Source organism: Pseudoalteromonas amylolytica, assembly GCF_001854605.1.
Classification (GTDB): domain Bacteria; phylum Pseudomonadota; class Gammaproteobacteria; order Enterobacterales; family Alteromonadaceae; genus Pseudoalteromonas; species Pseudoalteromonas amylolytica.
This window is the reverse complement of record NZ_MKJU01000025.1, coordinates 209384-224718: the sequence shown is the minus strand read 5'-3', so window position 1 is coordinate 224718 and position 15335 is coordinate 209384. Positions and strand designations below refer to the sequence as shown.

The 15335-nt window shown below is 44.2% G+C and carries 17 protein-coding genes; 2 read left to right on the top strand and 15 right to left on the bottom strand.

The window, feature by feature from the left end:
• Window positions 1-8: 8 nt before the first annotated feature.
• From BET10_RS07510 to ccmA, 8 genes are read right to left on the bottom strand one after another with little or no spacing between them, the layout of a single operon-like run.
• The gene (locus BET10_RS07510) at window positions 9-464 is read right to left on the bottom strand and encodes a cytochrome c-type biogenesis protein (RefSeq protein ID WP_070984580.1); all 456 of its coding nucleotides are present in this window, start codon (window positions 462-464) and stop codon (window positions 9-11) included.
• Window positions 461-1033 carry a redoxin family protein gene (locus tag BET10_RS07505; protein ID WP_070984577.1) on the bottom strand — a complete coding sequence of 191 codons (573 nt, stop codon included), beginning with the start codon at window positions 1031-1033 and terminating at the stop codon, window positions 461-463. Before BET10_RS07505 ends, BET10_RS07510 begins: the two co-directional genes overlap by 4 nt.
• On the bottom strand, window positions 1030-2994 hold the full coding sequence (locus BET10_RS07500) for a heme lyase CcmF/NrfE family subunit (RefSeq protein ID WP_070984575.1): 1965 nt from the start codon (window positions 2992-2994) through the stop codon (window positions 1030-1032). Before BET10_RS07500 ends, BET10_RS07505 begins: the two co-directional genes overlap by 4 nt.
• Before the next feature lies 1 nt (window position 2995).
• Complete coding sequence (gene ccmE, locus BET10_RS07495) at window positions 2996-3475, bottom strand: cytochrome c maturation protein CcmE (protein ID WP_070984572.1); 480 nt, start codon at window positions 3473-3475, stop codon at window positions 2996-2998.
• Window positions 3472-3675, bottom strand: a complete 204-nt coding sequence (gene ccmD, locus BET10_RS07490) for a heme exporter protein CcmD (RefSeq protein WP_070984570.1) — start codon at window positions 3673-3675, stop codon at window positions 3472-3474. Before ccmD ends, ccmE begins: the two co-directional genes overlap by 4 nt.
• Window positions 3675-4415 (bottom strand): heme ABC transporter permease, encoded by a 741-nt coding sequence (locus tag BET10_RS07485; RefSeq protein WP_070984568.1) that lies wholly within the window; start codon window positions 4413-4415, stop codon window positions 3675-3677. Before BET10_RS07485 ends, ccmD begins: the two co-directional genes overlap by 1 nt.
• Window position 4416: 1 nt before the next feature.
• Window positions 4417-5103, bottom strand: a complete 687-nt coding sequence (gene ccmB / locus BET10_RS07480) for a heme exporter protein CcmB (protein ID WP_070984566.1) — start codon at window positions 5101-5103, stop codon at window positions 4417-4419.
• Window positions 5100-5735, bottom strand: a complete 636-nt coding sequence (gene ccmA / locus BET10_RS07475; RefSeq protein ID WP_083330465.1) for a cytochrome c biogenesis heme-transporting ATPase CcmA — start codon at window positions 5733-5735, stop codon at window positions 5100-5102. Before ccmA ends, ccmB begins: the two co-directional genes overlap by 4 nt.
• Before the next feature lie 88 nt (window positions 5736-5823).
• Between ccmA and fliK the strand changes: the two genes are divergently transcribed.
• Complete coding sequence (fliK, locus tag BET10_RS07470) at window positions 5824-8250, top strand: flagellar hook-length control protein FliK (RefSeq protein WP_070984564.1); 2427 nt, start codon at window positions 5824-5826, stop codon at window positions 8248-8250.
• 9 nt (window positions 8251-8259) lie between these two features.
• The gene (locus BET10_RS07465) at window positions 8260-8556 is read left to right on the top strand and encodes an EscU/YscU/HrcU family type III secretion system export apparatus switch protein (protein ID WP_070984562.1); all 297 of its coding nucleotides are present in this window, start codon (window positions 8260-8262) and stop codon (window positions 8554-8556) included.
• Here BET10_RS07465 and BET10_RS07460 read toward each other — a convergent pair whose 3' ends face one another.
• The 7 genes from BET10_RS07460 to BET10_RS07430 all read right to left on the bottom strand — a co-directional run bounded on the left by BET10_RS07460 (window position 8557) and on the right by BET10_RS07430 (window position 15320).
• Window positions 8557-8895, bottom strand: a complete 339-nt coding sequence (locus tag BET10_RS07460) for a DUF2802 domain-containing protein (RefSeq protein ID WP_083330507.1) — start codon at window positions 8893-8895, stop codon at window positions 8557-8559.
• An 87-nt stretch (window positions 8896-8982) separates the two neighbouring features.
• Window positions 8983-9480, bottom strand: a complete 498-nt coding sequence (locus tag BET10_RS07455) for a chemotaxis protein CheW (protein ID WP_070984558.1) — start codon at window positions 9478-9480, stop codon at window positions 8983-8985.
• 24 nt (window positions 9481-9504) lie between these two features.
• Window positions 9505-10275, bottom strand: coding sequence for a chemotaxis protein CheW (locus tag BET10_RS07450; protein WP_070984557.1), 771 nt, complete (start codon window positions 10273-10275; stop codon window positions 9505-9507).
• A gap of 11 nt (window positions 10276-10286) precedes the next feature.
• Window positions 10287-11054 carry a ParA family protein gene (locus BET10_RS07445; RefSeq protein WP_070984556.1) on the bottom strand — a complete coding sequence of 256 codons (768 nt, stop codon included), beginning with the start codon at window positions 11052-11054 and terminating at the stop codon, window positions 10287-10289.
• A 64-nt stretch (window positions 11055-11118) separates the two neighbouring features.
• Window positions 11119-12252, bottom strand: a complete 1134-nt coding sequence (locus BET10_RS07440) for a protein-glutamate methylesterase/protein-glutamine glutaminase (protein WP_070984554.1) — start codon at window positions 12250-12252, stop codon at window positions 11119-11121.
• Window positions 12253-12328: 76 nt separating this feature from the next.
• On the bottom strand, window positions 12329-14524 hold the full coding sequence (locus tag BET10_RS07435) for a chemotaxis protein CheA (RefSeq protein ID WP_070984553.1): 2196 nt from the start codon (window positions 14522-14524) through the stop codon (window positions 12329-12331).
• Window positions 14525-14537: 13 nt separating this feature from the next.
• The gene (locus BET10_RS07430; RefSeq protein ID WP_070984552.1) at window positions 14538-15320 is read right to left on the bottom strand and encodes a protein phosphatase CheZ; all 783 of its coding nucleotides are present in this window, start codon (window positions 15318-15320) and stop codon (window positions 14538-14540) included.
• Window positions 15321-15335 lie beyond the last annotated feature (15 nt).

Sequence of the window (15335 nt, the reverse complement as noted above, 5' to 3'; positions counted from 1 at the left end):
GTCCACTGCTACTGCTCCCTACGCTGATATTGCTTAATAAGTTTGTTCAACAGTTGCTCATCTTGCTCGCTCCAAGTCTGCTTACTTGAGGCCTTTTTCTGCCTAAAAACAATAAACCCAAAGCCCACAACAACAATAAATATAGGCAGTACCCATAATATGATAGTGGCAGGTGTAACAGGTGGCTGGTAATGAACAAAATAGCCATAACGGTCTATCATGTAATCAATCACCTCATCCTTACTCTTACCTTCGTTCACTAAGCTAAGGACTTTATCCCTAAGATCTTTTGCCACCACAGCATCTGAATCGGCGATATTTTGATTTTGACATTTAGGACAACGCAACTCGTGAGTGAGCTCACGAAAAGTATTCTCACGCTCTGCATTGGCAAATTCATATCTATCCTCTGTCGCAAAAGCCGAGCCACATACCATTAGAAAAATAACAATCATGAGTCTCATTGCGTCAACTCCATCAGCTTAGGTGCAAATTTAGCACGCCATACACGCTGGTTTATATCACCTGTATGATGAAGCAAGATTTTACCTTGCTTATCAACTAAGAATGTTTCAGGGGCACCAGAGACGCCTAAATCCAGCGCCAACGTGCGCTTCAAATCGAGAATATTAAATTGGTAAGGATTGCCTGTTCTGGCAAGCATCGCGTTTACTTCGGCACGTAATTTGTTGATATCAAATTGGTCACCAAAGTCAGGATCGTAGCCTTGCTCATAGTACAAGCCGATTATCCTAACTCCTTGCTCTCGCAACTCGGTTAAATAGCTCAGCTCCGCTACACAAGTCGGACACCAAGTACCCCAAACGTTGAGTAAATAGACTTCTCCCAACAGGTCACTCTCTTGCCATTGCTTGGAATCACTCATCAAATCAGGCAGGGTAAAGCTCGGCATTTGTTGTCCAAGTCGCCCTGTTTGAAGCTCCCTTGGATTACCGAATAACCCTTGGTATAAAAATACACACAACAGGATAAAAATAAGAAACGGGATTAACCCTAGTAACTTGCGGTTCATGATGTTGCCTCCTGTTGATTACCCTTAGAAGGACTTTTTCTATAGCGCTTGTCAGCCAATACGATAAACCCAGCAAAGGCTATGAGTAATCCTCCGAGCCACATCCAACGTACGTATGGCTTATGGTATATACGTAGTGACCATGCTCCACCACCGAGTTGCTCTCCAAGTGCCAGATATAAGTCTCTAAAGAACCCGTCATCTACCGCGGCTTCTGTCATAAACTGCATACCGATGTTGTATAAACGCTTTTCAGCATGCAACTCAGTCACTTTTTCATTATTCTTTAATACCGTTACCACACCGGCGTGCCCAGTATAATTAGGCCCAACAATTTCTTTTACGCCTTCAAAACGATATTCATATTCGTTCAAAGACGCTGTATCACCGGGCTGCATGCGTACAGAACGTTCAACTGAATACGCTGACGTAATCGTGACCCCCGCAATAACAAAGGCAATACCAACATGCCCCAAGACCATTGCCCAATAGCTAAGTCCTAGTCGCTTTAGCCCCTCAGATAGACGCTGCTGGGTTGATACTTTTTGTGCAAAGTCTACTGCCGTCGATAACATAATCCACACAGCCAGCGCACTGGCAACAAATGTCAAAGGTGCCACTGTTTCAAAACTGCCGAATAACCAAGCCGCGGTAATGGTGATTGTCGCCATTAAAATAACTAACCATTTTTTCGCTAATGGCGGTAACTTATTTTGTTTCCAGCGTAGCATCGGCGCGATACCTAACAATAACGCAAAAGGCACAATTAATATCGAAAACATTTGGTTGAAAAATGGCACACCGATTGAAATAGAACCCAGGCCAAGCTCTTTGTGGATCATAGGTAGCAGCGTGCCTAAAAATACAACTAAGGTCGCTACCACTAAGAATATATTGTTTACCCACAACGCCACTTCTCGAGAAAAGAACTGATACCGCCCCTCACTTCTAACCTGTGACACTCGCGCGGCATACAACGCCAAGCTGCCGCCAACAACCACGGCTAAGAATAGTAAGATATACAGCCCGCGATCTGGGTCTGTCGCAAAAGCATGTACGGAAACGATAATGCCAGAGCGTACGATGAAGGTACCTAGCAGACACAAACTAAACGCTGTGATGGCCAGTAGTACAGTCCAAGATTTAAATACACCGCGCTTTTCTGTTACGGCCAACGAGTGTAGTAAGGCCGTTGCAACCAGCCAAGGCATCAATGAAGCATTTTCTACTGGGTCCCAAAACCACCAGCCTCCCCAACCAAGCTCTGAGTACGCCCACCAACTGCCGATTGTAATACCCAAGGTCAGAAAGCCCCACGCCACCATGGTCCACGGTCTTGACCACTTCGCCCAAGTATTATCTAACTTACCTGTTAATAAGGCTGCTATGGCGAATGAAAAAGACACCGATAAACCAACATACCCCATATACAACAGTGGTGGATGAATGATCATGCCAGGGTCTTGCAATAGGGGGTTGAGATCTCGACCTTCAACTGGATAGTAAGGTAGTAGACGTTCAAATGGACTCGACATCCACAAAGTGTAAAGCATAAAGCCCACACCTAAAAAGCCTAACACTCCCAGCACCCTAGCACGTAACACCCAAGGTATTGACTTAGACATCAGCGCAACTAGTGCGGTCCACGATGACTGCATCACCAACCACAACAAGATAGCACCTTCATGCCCTCCCCAAGTTGAAGTCACTTTGTAATACCATGGCAAAGTGCTACTCGAATGGTGCGCTACGTACGCAACCGTAAAGTCATCGGCAAGCGTGATATAAATTAGAATCGCGAAAGAAAATAACACGAACACACATTGACCAACCGCCAAAGAAGGGGCTGCACGCATTAACCTCAAATTGCCGGTATGCGCGCCCCACAATGGGAAAATGCACAGCAGCAAACTCAGCGCCATAGCTAGCACTAATGCAAAATAACCTATCTCTGGGATCATATTAGTTCTCGTTGTTTAAGTTGTACTTTGGCTTCTCATGCTTTATGCCTTTCAGCGCTTCTGCAACTTCTGGTGGCATATACTCTTCATCGTGTTTTGCCAAAACTTCGAACGCTTCAATAACATTAGGCTCTACCAAAGTTCCCTGTGCGACAATCCCCTGACCTTCTCTGAATAAGTCAGGTAAAATTCCCTCATAACGGATGGTGACAGTTGGCCCTGTATCCATCAATTTAAAGCTGACATCTAGGCTGTCTTCGTCCCGAACAACTGAACCCGGAACAACCATGCCACCGATTCGTAATTTCTGACCTATAAAGGGCTTTTCTTTATTTTCGCCTTTGCCATCGATCAATTCTGTTGGTGTGTAAAACAAGTTAATGTTTTCTTGTAACGCGTACAGCATCAGTCCAATTGCTGAGCCAACCCCAAAAATAATTGCAATGACTGCCAGTAAACGTTTTTTGCGCCTCGGGTTCATACTTGCTCCTGCTGCTTAGCTTTCTTTATACGCTCTTCACGCTTCATTTGAGCGCGAACTTCATGACGTAACTTGCTACCGTCTCTTAATGAGCTGAAAAACAAAGCCAAAAGAATGGCGGCGCAACTGCCGAAAGACAACCAGACATAAAAGCCGTATCCTCCCATCGCCAGGAATTCGTTCAATGATTCAAATTGCATCACTCACCTCGACCGACTAGTTCTCGCACCCATGGGCGGTGCCTTTCACATTGTAGGATTTCGTTCTTCAAACGGATCAACGTCACAACACCGACAAAACCTGCAAATGCGGCAATATTGATTAACAGCGGCCATAGCATTGATGAGTCTATCGCTGATGTATCAAACTTGGTTATGGTGGCCCCTTGATGCAAAGTGTTCCACCACTCTACCGAAAAGTGAATAATAGGTAGGTTAATCACGCCCACAACAGCTAAAATACATGCCGCGCGCCCTGCTGACTTTTTATCTTCAAACGCGTGATATAGTGACAACACTCCAAGGTACAAAAACAATAAAATGAGTTCAGATGTTAATCGTGCATCCCAAACCCACCAAGCACCCCACATAGGTTTGCCCCACGCAGCACCCGTTATTAGCGCGATGGCCGTCATGGCAGCACCTACGGGAGCAATCGCTATCACCGCCAGCTCAGCGTTACGAATTTGCCATACCAGAGCAATAACTGCGGCAATGGCCATAGAAGAGTATGCACCCATTGACAATATTGCCGAAGGGACATGGATAAAAATAATGCGATAACTATCTTTTTGTTGATAGTCTGCCGGAGCATAGGCAAGACCCCACACCCAGCCAACAACCAAACATACTACGGTAACTACCGCAAAATAGGGCATCAACGTATTACATAGCTGGTATGCACGCTCTGCCTTTGCATAGGGATGTAACCATTTCCACATGTTAACTAACACTCACTTTTAAAGCTGAAGATATTGCAATAGGTGCGCACACACAGGCTACAGCCAACATGGCACCTAGGATTGCGAGTTGCCCGCCATAAGCTAAAGACATACTACTGGTATCGATGGCAGACGTCGCAAAAATCAGTACGGGAATATACAAGGGTAAAACCAATAAACTCATTAATATTCCACCTTTTTGTAACCCTACTGTCAGCGCAGCACCGATGGCACCAATAAAGCTCAATAGCGGAGTGCCTATCAGCAAGGTCAATACCGTTGCGCCAAGTGCCTGAGAATCTAGATTCATCAACAAAGCAAACATAGGTGCCATCAGTACCATAGGTAACCCTGTGATAGTCCAATGCGCAAATACTTTTGCCAGAACTGACAGCGAAAGTGGATAAGGAGATGCAATGAGCTGCTCTAGCGAGCCATCGTTGTAATCATCCCTAAACAATTTATCTAACCCTAACATGGTAGATAACAAAGCCGCTACCCAAATAATACCCGGCGCTATGCGTTTCAACAGCGCAGGTTCTGGGCCAATAGCAAGCGGAAATAACGTAATAACAATAAGAAAAAATAACAATGGATTGACAATTTCCGATCGCTGACGAAATGCCAACGTCACGTCCTTACTATAAACACTGGTAAATAATTGCCAATAAGAATGCTGGGCCGTCAAAATTGATACTCCAATACGAGGGTTTTGAGCGCCGTAAAATGGGTGGTTAAGTCTTGGTGCGTGGTAAGTAAAATAGCCCCACCTTGAGCCAAATGCTCAGCAAACCTAGTTTGCAATTGTTTCACCCCTTTCTTATCAAGCGCAGTAAATGGCTCATCGAGTATCCACAGCTTCGCGTTGTTAAGCCATAACCTCACTAAAGCAACGCGCCGTTGTTGACCCGCAGAAAGTGTTCTTACCGGTACATCTTCAAGACCAACCAACCCTAGTAACGATAATAAATCATACGCACGCTTATCCACGTGACAACCATGAACCCGCAACCAATGACACACATTTTCATACGCCGTCAGTTGGCCATTCACACCCGTTTTGTGACCGATAAAAAGTAGTTGCGCTGCAAACTCGTCGTAGTTGTCACTAATAGACTGACCTGAAAAATGAATTTCTCCCTCATCAGGGCGTGCAAACCCAGAGATGATCCGTAATAATGAGGTTTTACCTGCACCATTTGGGCCCTCAATTTGCATGATCTGCCCAGCTTCCAACGAGAAGCTTAACGATTCAAACAGACAGCGTTCTTGTTTAGTACAAGTAACAGATTTAATCTCTAGCAAATTGGTTATTCTCATTACCCAAAATTGGGCGTTAGTCTACCATAATGGTATGGTAATACGAATAACGCGTTGCGACCGATTAGCGAAAATTTGATTTAAAATAATGAATAAGCCACCGATTTCTATTCAATATTCGAACACATCTGATACAAGCTCAGCTTTAAACGAAGGACGTGCAAATATTGACCTAACGAAACAAGCCAGTCAGTTTGTGGCACGAAATGTCGTGATCAAACCGGATGCGCTACAAATGGAAGTAGAAATTGATGGCCGCTGGCAAACTATCCGCTTAGCTGTGAAAGATAATAACCAGCCAACATTAAGATTAAACGAAGCTGTGGTTACTTTGGGTGAAAACGGTCAATCTCTCACCATTAAATCACCCGAACAAACTGTTAATATAAAAGCCGCCAACCAACTGTTATCACTCTTAACTTTGATGAAAAGTGGCACACCTGAATCCAGTTTAAAAACCAGCGCTCATGTCACAGCTGGTAACAATCCACAGCTTGTATTAGACAAGCTAGGACTTAAACTCGCATTAGACCCGTCCCTTGCCAAGATATTAACTCAAGAGAGCAAACTCATTGCTCAGCTACAAGCAAGCGAGAATAAAATCCAGTTGAAGCTGATGAACGGTTTTGCCGATCAGCTGTTTTCTAGTGTACTGGCAAAGCAAAAAGTGTCGGAGCAACTGGCTACTCTCGGAAAAAGTCCACTTTTACTCGTTGATAAACATGCGTTACAAGTCAAGTTTTCACCCTCACTCAAAGCTATTACATTACCTGTGAGCAATTTGCAAAGTCCACCGCCAGGTGTTGGCGCGCCACAGTGGCAGCAAGCGCAACTCAAAGCCACCACAATGGGAATACAAATTAAGACCCTCAGTGATCTGCAACATTTAGATTTAAAACAGCCGATTAAAGGCAAGTTTGCTCAGGTCAGCCCACATATTACACCACAGCGTATGCCTGAGACGATACAAAGCGCTCTAAACCTTGGCTACGACAAGCCACTTATTAACATCACCATTAACGATATAAAAAAGGCTGTTGAGCAAGCAATTACCCAGTGGCTGTCAAAACCATTTAAGCAAACAAGCAATAGTTCATCATCCGCAGGTACAGTTAGAGCATCGCAGGCGAACACTTTACAAAATGCACTACCAAACCAAGTAAATTCTTTGCCCAAGCTTTCTTCAACACCACTCATGCTTAGCCCTCCGCAAACTGATGTGCTACCGCCCATGGTAAAACTGTTTGCACAGATAAAAAGTGTGCTGCAAAGCACAGGAAGTACAATGAGCCAAAACACAAGCAGTTTGGTGAGTCAGCAAGATGCAAACAGCGGCCGCTCAGGTACACCTCAAAATGCGAATCAGGCACTGGACAAAAGTGCGTCTGCTACAAGTGCAGTGGCCCAGCCAATAAGCAGCGCAAAAATGAAAATAGACCAATCTAACTTAATCACCGACACATTAAAAGCATCTACCGAGCTACTTAAAACCCCAGAGCAAAGCCAAAAAGCAACGGCAGGTGCTCATAGCACTTCCCTTTTACCCTTACCTAGAAGTGATTATCAAGCGAGCCACCCTATTGAGCGCAAGTTGTTAGAACCTTTGTTAAAGTTAGTAGCTCAACCTGCTAAGCAAACTGCTTCACTGCTAAATAGTCAAATTACAACCGAAAAAGTAGCACAGCTAAGTCAATATAAAGACTTACAATCAGTGGATATGACCAAGCTTGTCCATCAAGCCTTTAGTCGTATGATAGATGCCAATAATATTTCAGCGAACCATGTAATGGCTGAACTGAATAGCTTAGTGCCAGGAATGGTTAGTCAACACTCACAAACCCAGACGTTCATGGGTGCGAATAGCTTTACACAGGCTCTTGATAAGTTACTGGTGACACTTCTGGCGTCGCCTCGTGCAACCTCACCACAGTCTTTGCCCGACAATATAGATCAAGCTCAACGTCTGGGCGCATTACTAGAAACCCTAGTGCCCAATGCCAAGAACATTGCAACAAAACAGGTACTGCCTCATTTACAGCAACTAAATAACACACTATTAAATGACTTAGCACAGGTACAAAATACGCTGACCAATAGCGTACAAATCACGCCTACTAGCCAAAAGGTCGATAGTGAAACTCAGTTGTTACTCAGTCTTTTTATGCCGATGAAACTACCCAGCGAGTGCAAACAAACAGAGCTGCAAATAGGCAAATATAAGAAGCCTGCTAAAGCCAAAATGCCTGAAAAAACAGTATGGTTTGTACGCCTTAATTTTGACTATGCTCACCTTGGTAAACTGAGTGCGCAAGCAGAGCTAATGGATAAGGCACTTGATTGCCAATTGGTCGCCAACACTCAGCAGGTTTGCGCGTTGGCCGAAGCACATTTAGATGCATTGCGACGAAAACTAAGTGCCCATGGTTTACAGGTAAATGAAATAACGCTCAGTGAAGATGCTCAGCAAACACACACCTTTTACGAGCAACATGCGATCGTTAACATTAAAGTATAGGAGTCGATAGTGGAGCAAAAAACAGCCATAGGTTTATTATATGAAGCAGGCAATTCACCGCATGTAGCCTGTAAAGGGTTTGGTGAACTTGCTGAAGAAATTATCGCACTTGCAAAAGAAAAAGGCATCATGATCCATGAAGATGCTGAACTAGCAAAAACCTTGGAACAGTTAGACCTTCACCAAGAAATACCTAAGGAGCTCTACTATGTTATAGCCGAGCTCATTGCCTTTTCATATGTGTTAAGAGGGAAGTTTCCACCTGGGTGGCAAGGCTTTAGCAACAAGCTGGATATTAAGGCCTGATCAAGATTTTTGATGTAACGACATTAATAGCTCAGCTTCAGCTCTGGGGATCTCACACTCACGCATAATTTCTTCCAAGCCTGCCCCCAGTTCAATCATCTTAACGGCACGTGAGTAGATTTTTGCATCTGGATCATCATACTTTTGAGCAGCCTGCTGCTGAGCGAGTTCTTTTGCATGGTTTTCACATGCAACTAAACGCTTACCAATACTCATCAAACTACTACGCACCTCAGCTATTTCGCTTCTCAAGATTGAGGTTTGATCGTGATTGTCCTTTATTTTTTGTTTAAGGGAATGCACTTGTTGGTGAGCGCCCCCTAAACGTTTACTCAACATAAAAATCAACCCCAAGCATACAAAGGTTAGTAAGCTTGAGGCTAACAATAGGAGCAATACAAAGTTATTATTTACTACTTCCACAGTTTATAAATGACTCAACTCATCCCACTCATCATCACTGAGTAGTTTATTCAAATCTACAAGAATAAGAAGCTCACCTTCACGGTTCGAAACACCTTGAATAAACTTAGCGCTCTCTTCCGTTCCAATATTCGGCGCACTATCAATCTCAGAACTGCGTAAGTAGACAACTTCAGCAACACTATCAACCAAAATACCGATAACTTGCTTTTCAGCTTCTATGATCACGATGCGAGAGTTATCTGTCACCTCAGCACTGACCAATCCAAAACGTGCTCGAGTGTCTATAACTGTTACAACGTTACCTCGCAGATTAATGATACCCAACACATACGCCGGTGCACCGGGAACTGGAGCAATCTCTGTATAGCGCAATACCTCCTGTACCTGCATTACATTTATGCCGTATGTTTCATCTTCGAGTTTATAGGTCACCCATTGAAGAACTTCATCGTTACTATCGGCATTTTTGTCTGCGGAAAGTAGTCTATCTTGGCTCATGGTTTAACTCCAAAAAGATCTTGTTTACTGCTCTCGACTATCGAGGCCTTGCTCAAGCAAGCGGTTTAAATTCTCTACATCAATTAACGCGCACATTTTTTCTTTAATTACGCCTGCCAACCATGGTCTTTTGCCATTGCCTGTGCGCCACTTCACATCATCTGGTCGCAATGTAATATTATTTACCAAGTTTTCAGCTAACAACCCCCAAGGGCTATCACCCAATGTGATTAAATACTGATAATCTAGGCTTTCTTCCAGCTCGGGCGTATACTTTTCCGGCATCACCCAACGCGCAGTATCAACCACATTGAGTTTTTCATCGCGATTTAACATCACGCCTTTAAACCACTTAGGCTTACCGAATAACTGATTTACTTCGCCCAACTGGTGAATACCACCTAGCGATTTCAATGGCACAGCCAATGTGAGGCCTGCAACTTCGAAAAATAGCGCCTGAAACTCTTGCTCACCATACGCCTCTTTTGCGCTAACTGGTTGATTTTTTATTTCAGTCGATTCTTTGATAATAGTATTATTTTCTGTTATCTCAAGATCTTTCGTTTGTTCTTCAGGGATTTCCTGTACTGGCTTTGGTTGTACTTTTGGTTCAACTAGCGGCTCACTTTTGAGTTGCTCGACTTGTGCTTCAGGCTCAGCTTCTGACACAAGCGGAACTTGCTCAAGTAATTTAGCAACAGGCAGCAACGAAGTGTCTTCAGGCTCTTCTTCACTAAGAAGCGCTCCTAAATATTGCTTCATAACTTTTTCATTAGCAAACAAATGTTTACTCATTACTACCTCTATTAAACCTGCAATAAATAATCAAGTAACGCCCGATAAGCAAACACTCCTCGGGACTTTGGACAGTATGAAACTGGGACCTGCTGCGCCAAACTTGCATCTCGGAACTTGGTGTCCACGGGAACAACCCCAGGCCATACATACTCTTTGTAACTGGCTAACAGGCTTTTGTATGCCTCCAGTGAAGCTTTGGTCCGCTTATCGTACATTGTAGGTACTATGGTATATTGATATTTCTTGGATTGCGAACTTTGCATTAATTCCATAGTGCGCATCATTCTATCCAGCCCTTTGAGCGCAAGAAATTCAGTCTGAACAGGAATTAATATTCGCTCGCTTGCTGCCAACGCATTAACCATAAGTACACCAAGTACAGGCGGGCAATCAATAATAGCGTAGTCGTAATGGTCTTTAATTTTATCTAACGCTTTTTTGAGTACCAAACCCATTCCTGCGCGATTTCCCATACTTCTGTCTAGTGTTGCGATGGCCATCGTCGCAGGCAAGATATCCAAATTTTCAATTGTTGAGGGACACAATGCCTGTAAAATTTCTTCACTTTGCATAGCGCTTCCACGAGCAAAAATGTCGTAGACGCTTATCTCTAACTCTTCCGAGTCAATACCGAAGTAATAAGTCAAAGACGCGTGAGGATCAGTATCTATCAACAACACACGCTTACCTTGGAGTGCTAAAATTCCCCCCAAGCTCACTGTAGTGGTCGTTTTCCCTACGCCCCCTTTTTGGTTTGCTACTGTCCAGATCTTCACGAGCTAATGCATTCTCCAAGTTTTGCGCTTATTTTTGTTGTTATTTGCTTACTGGCATCTACAGCTAACACCCAACCTCTTTGTTTAGCCTTGCAGCAACCTCTGGTAAAGCGATATGCTCAGATGCAAGGCCAGCATTGGCAACAGCTTGCGGCATTCCATACACAACACAGGTTTTTTCGTCTTGAGCCCAAATCGTTGCCCCCACTTGTTTGAGCATACGTGCACCATCACGCCCATCGGCCCCCATTCCCGTTAGGACGATTGCCAATACATCGCCATGATATGCCTTAGCAGCACTGGCAAATGTTACATCAACACTTGGCTTATAGGTGATACGTGGGCTATCGTCTTCAAAAACGCGGAGCGTCTTACTAGACCCCCTCGCTTCAACCATCATTTGCTGGCCACCCGGCGCTAAATAGGCAACGCCAGGCTCTAGACGATCGCCCTGCTGTGCTTCTTTGACTCTTATTTTACACAAGCTGTTCAAACGGCTGGCGAATGCGGGCGTAAACGCAGCAGGCATGTGTTGGATAAGTAATATCGGATGAGGAAAGTTGCTTGGTAGCTGCGTTAAAATAGTCTGTAATGCAACAGGACCACCTGTTGATGTACCAATTGCAACAACCTGATACTTCTTGCCCGACGCCTTAAGTGAAGCACTAGAACCACTTACGGGCGCAGCACGCTGAAACGTTCTATCCGGCTGACTAATACTGGTATTGCTATCAAGCTCTTGACTCGTGGCAGGCTTACTCGCTTGCCTTGTAGCAAAGGGACTGACAAATCGAGGTAAGCGGCGGCGACCAATCTCTTTTACTTTATTCTGTAAAGACTTTATTGCTTCTTCGCTATTGCGAGCAATATCTTCAAACTTCTTTGGTAGAAAATCCAATGCCCCTGCATCTAAAGCATCTAGAGTGGCACTTGCCCCTTCCCTAGTCAAAGACGAAAACATTAGGATTGGTGTAGGATTGGAGGCCATAATCTGTTTTACGGCACTAATACCATCCAATACCGGCATTTCCACATCCATGGTGATCACGTCAGGCTTTAACTGCGCGGCTTTTTCAACAGCTTCCTTACCGTTAACGGCAAAATCAATCACCTTGATATCACTATCTAGCTCAAGAATTTCGCTCACTCTACGGCGAAAAAAACTTGAGTCATCAACTACTAACACTTTAACTGCCATTGGCACGCTCATTAAATATTCAGATCTAAAAAGTGGTGCGCAAGGCACCACTGTGTCTAACTCTTATTTAGAAACTCTACTTGCCCGCATAATGCTTGAGCATATTCGGCACATCTAAGATCAAAGCAATACCACCATCCGATGTAATAGTTGCCCCAGCCATACCAGGTGTGCCCTGTAAAAGTGCATCAAGAGGTTTAATTACAACTTCTTCTTGGCCTATCAAAGAATCAACAACGAAACCAACTTGCTTAGTTCCTATTTGTACTATAACTACGTGTCCGTGCGCTTTACGGGTTGTTCTGTCAGCACCTTTAACTAGCCAATGTTCCAGATAAAATAACGGAATCGCTTTTTCACGTACGATTATCGTCAACTGTCCGTCAACAATATTGGTCTTGGTTAAGTCTAAGTGGAAAATTTCACTCACACCGGCAAGCGGCAACGCAAATGTTTGCTCGCCTACAATGACCATGAGTGTTGGTAAAATAGCTAAGGTCAGCGGTACTTTTATTTCTAAAATAGTACCCACTCCTAACTCAGATTGGATATTAACTGAGCCATTGAGTTGGGTGATTTTAGTTTTTACCACATCCATGCCCACACCACGGCCTGAAATATCAGATATTTCTTCTTTGGTTGAAAAGCCCGGCGCGAAGATTAAGTTGTATGCCTCAGTGTCCGATAACCGACTAGCTTGGTCCGAATCTATCACGCCCTTACTAATTGCTATCTTCTTGAGCTTTTCAGGGTCCATACCCGCACCATCATCGCGAATGGTTAGCAAGATATGATCCCCCTCTTGAGATGCAGACAACGTCACAGTACCTGTACGTGATTTACCCGCGGCTTCACGTACGCTAGGCATTTCGATGCCGTGATCGACAGAATTACGCACAAGGTGAACAAGCGGGTCTGCCAGTGCTTCTACCAAGTTTTTATCTAAATCGGTGTCTTCACCTTCCAATACCAAGTTTATATCTTTTTTCAGACTTCTAGCTAAGTCTCTAACAACTCGTGGGAAACGACCAAATACTTTTTTAATCGGCTGCATGCGCGTTTTCATTACCGCACCTTGCAAGTCAGCCGTCACCACATCTAAATTTGAAATGGCCTTGCCCATCGCTTCGCTGTTGGTATTATTTGCCAAACTCACTAAACGATTACGTACTAATACCAGCTCGCCCACCATGTTCATTATTTGATCAAGCCGCTTGGTATCTACGCGAACTGTGGTTTCAGCTTGAGCTGCTGGCGCTTTTTTCGCAGCTGCTTTATTTTCAGCCGCAGGAGCAGGAGCGCTCTTCGCCGCTGGCGCTGTAGGTTGAGAAGCCGCTGGTTTCGCAGGTTGCGCTGGCTTTTCTGGTTCCTTAGGTTGCTCAACTTTAGGGGCTGCAGGCGGAGGTGCTGCATTTTCAACTGAACGCGGCGCAGTTCCTTTCCCATGAAGCTCATCTAATAACGCTTCAAATTCGTCGTCATTAATTTCATCATCGCTACTGCTTGCCGACTGAGCCTCAGGTTCGCTTGCTGCAGCAGCGGGAGCCGGTTGTGACTTACTAATTTCACCAAAGCTGCCAACACCATGTAACTCGTCTAACAGGCTATCAAATTCATCGTCAGTAATGTCACCGTCACTGTCTGTTTCATCACTGGTTGCCGTTTCACTCACTTTTGCGGGGCCATTACCCGCTCCATGTAACTCATCCAGTAAGCTTTCAAACTCATCTTCAGTGATTTCATCGATGCTACCGTCACCTTGGTTCGACTCAGTGACATCCGCATCCAGATCGAAGAAAATATCATCAGCGCCGACATCTTCGGTTGAGGGTTGTTCAGCTATAACTTCTTGTTGTGGAATATCAATGACTTCGTCTTCTGTTTGCGGCTTGCTAAGTTGATGAAGTGTTTCAAGTAGTGCAGGGTCGGCAGGTTCAGGTTGCTCTCGATTTTGAATATGCGCGAACATTTCATTAATCGTATCGAGGGATTGCAAAATGACATCCATTAATTCTGATGTAACTTTGCGTTGCCCTTGGCGTAGCACATCGAACACATTTTCAGCACCATGACAGGCATCAACCAGTTCGGTCATACTTAAAAATCCAGCACCACCTTTAACTGTGTGAAAACCACGGAAAATTGCGTTAAGCAGCTCTTTGTCTTCAGGGTTATTTTCTAACTCTACGAGCTGTTCAGACAGTAACTCAAGGATCTCTCCAGCTTCAACGAGAAAGTCTTGTAAGATATCTTCATCGACCTCAAAGCTCATGCATACTCTCCTATTAGAAGCCTAAACTTGACAGTAAATCATCCACTTCATCTTGACCTGAAACAACATCATCTCGCGCTTCAGCATCAATAATGGGACCTTCTGGCCCTGAAATTTCATTTACGTCAATATCAACCTCACTTTTCGCAGCGACCTGAGCTTCAGAACCTTTCTTCTTGCTCGGTAGCTCGTCCGTGGTGCCAAAAACGGTTAATAAATTAATTAGGCTATCTTCGACTTCTCTAACTAGCTCTATAACCCGACGAATAACTTGCCCTGTCAAATCTTGATAGTCTTGAGCCATTAATACATTTGTCATCAAACTTTGTAATTCATCTGTACGTGTTTGTGACCCCTGCATAAACTTGTCTAAATCGTGACATAAAGACTTAAACTCTCCTAGCTGAATGTCACGCCGCATAAGGCGGTCCCAAGTTGGTTTAATATTCGATAAGTCATCTGCTAGCTCTTGGGCTAACGGAAGACTCGCCTCAACTGCATCCATGGTTTTGTTGGCGGCATTTTCTGTCATTTCCATGACATAGTTTAAACGTTGTTTAGCATCGGGGATGGCATCAGTCGTCAAATCAGCAAGACGCGTGTCGAGTTCAAAGTTTTTCAAAGATTCATGCAGTTGGCGAGTTAATTTACCCACCTCAGCAAACAACTCTGATTGCTCTTTGTTGGCAGCTTCCAAAATTAATTGATCTGCCTTTTCTTGTTCACCTTGTTCCAAATAAGCAACTAGCTGCTTTGCCTGCTCAAGGCTGATCTGAGGCACAGAAGGCGTTGACATTAGCCTCTCCTTCTT

Excerpts from the sequence above, each read along its gene's own strand:
- BET10_RS07510 (WP_070984580.1), bottom strand. The coding sequence starts at position 464 with ATGAGACTCATGATTGTTATTTTTCTAATGGTATGTGGCTCGGCTTTT.
- BET10_RS07505 (WP_070984577.1), bottom strand. The coding sequence starts at position 1,033 with ATGAACCGCAAGTTACTAGGGTTAATCCCGTTTCTTATTTTTATCCTG.
- BET10_RS07500 (WP_070984575.1), bottom strand. The coding sequence starts at position 2,994 with ATGATCCCAGAGATAGGTTATTTTGCATTAGTGCTAGCTATGGCGCTG.
- ccmE (WP_070984572.1), bottom strand. The coding sequence starts at position 3,475 with ATGAACCCGAGGCGCAAAAAACGTTTACTGGCAGTCATTGCAATTATT.
- ccmD (WP_070984570.1), bottom strand. The coding sequence starts at position 3,675 with ATGCAATTTGAATCATTGAACGAATTCCTGGCGATGGGAGGATACGGC.
- BET10_RS07485 (WP_070984568.1), bottom strand. The coding sequence starts at position 4,415 with ATGTGGAAATGGTTACATCCCTATGCAAAGGCAGAGCGTGCATACCAG.
- ccmA (WP_083330465.1), bottom strand. The coding sequence starts at position 5,735 with ATGAGAATAACCAATTTGCTAGAGATTAAATCTGTTACTTGTACTAAA.
- fliK (WP_070984564.1), top strand. The coding sequence starts at position 5,824 with ATGAATAAGCCACCGATTTCTATTCAATATTCGAACACATCTGATACA.
- BET10_RS07460 (WP_083330507.1), bottom strand. The coding sequence starts at position 8,895 with ATGTTGAGTAAACGTTTAGGGGGCGCTCACCAACAAGTGCATTCCCTT.
- BET10_RS07455 (WP_070984558.1), bottom strand. The coding sequence starts at position 9,480 with ATGAGCCAAGATAGACTACTTTCCGCAGACAAAAATGCCGATAGTAAC.
- BET10_RS07450 (WP_070984557.1), bottom strand. The coding sequence starts at position 10,275 with ATGAGTAAACATTTGTTTGCTAATGAAAAAGTTATGAAGCAATATTTA.
- BET10_RS07440 (WP_070984554.1), bottom strand. The coding sequence starts at position 12,252 with ATGGCAGTTAAAGTGTTAGTAGTTGATGACTCAAGTTTTTTTCGCCGT.
- BET10_RS07435 (WP_070984553.1), bottom strand. The coding sequence starts at position 14,524 with ATGAGCTTTGAGGTCGATGAAGATATCTTACAAGACTTTCTCGTTGAA.
- BET10_RS07430 (WP_070984552.1), bottom strand. The coding sequence starts at position 15,320 with ATGTCAACGCCTTCTGTGCCTCAGATCAGCCTTGAGCAGGCAAAGCAG.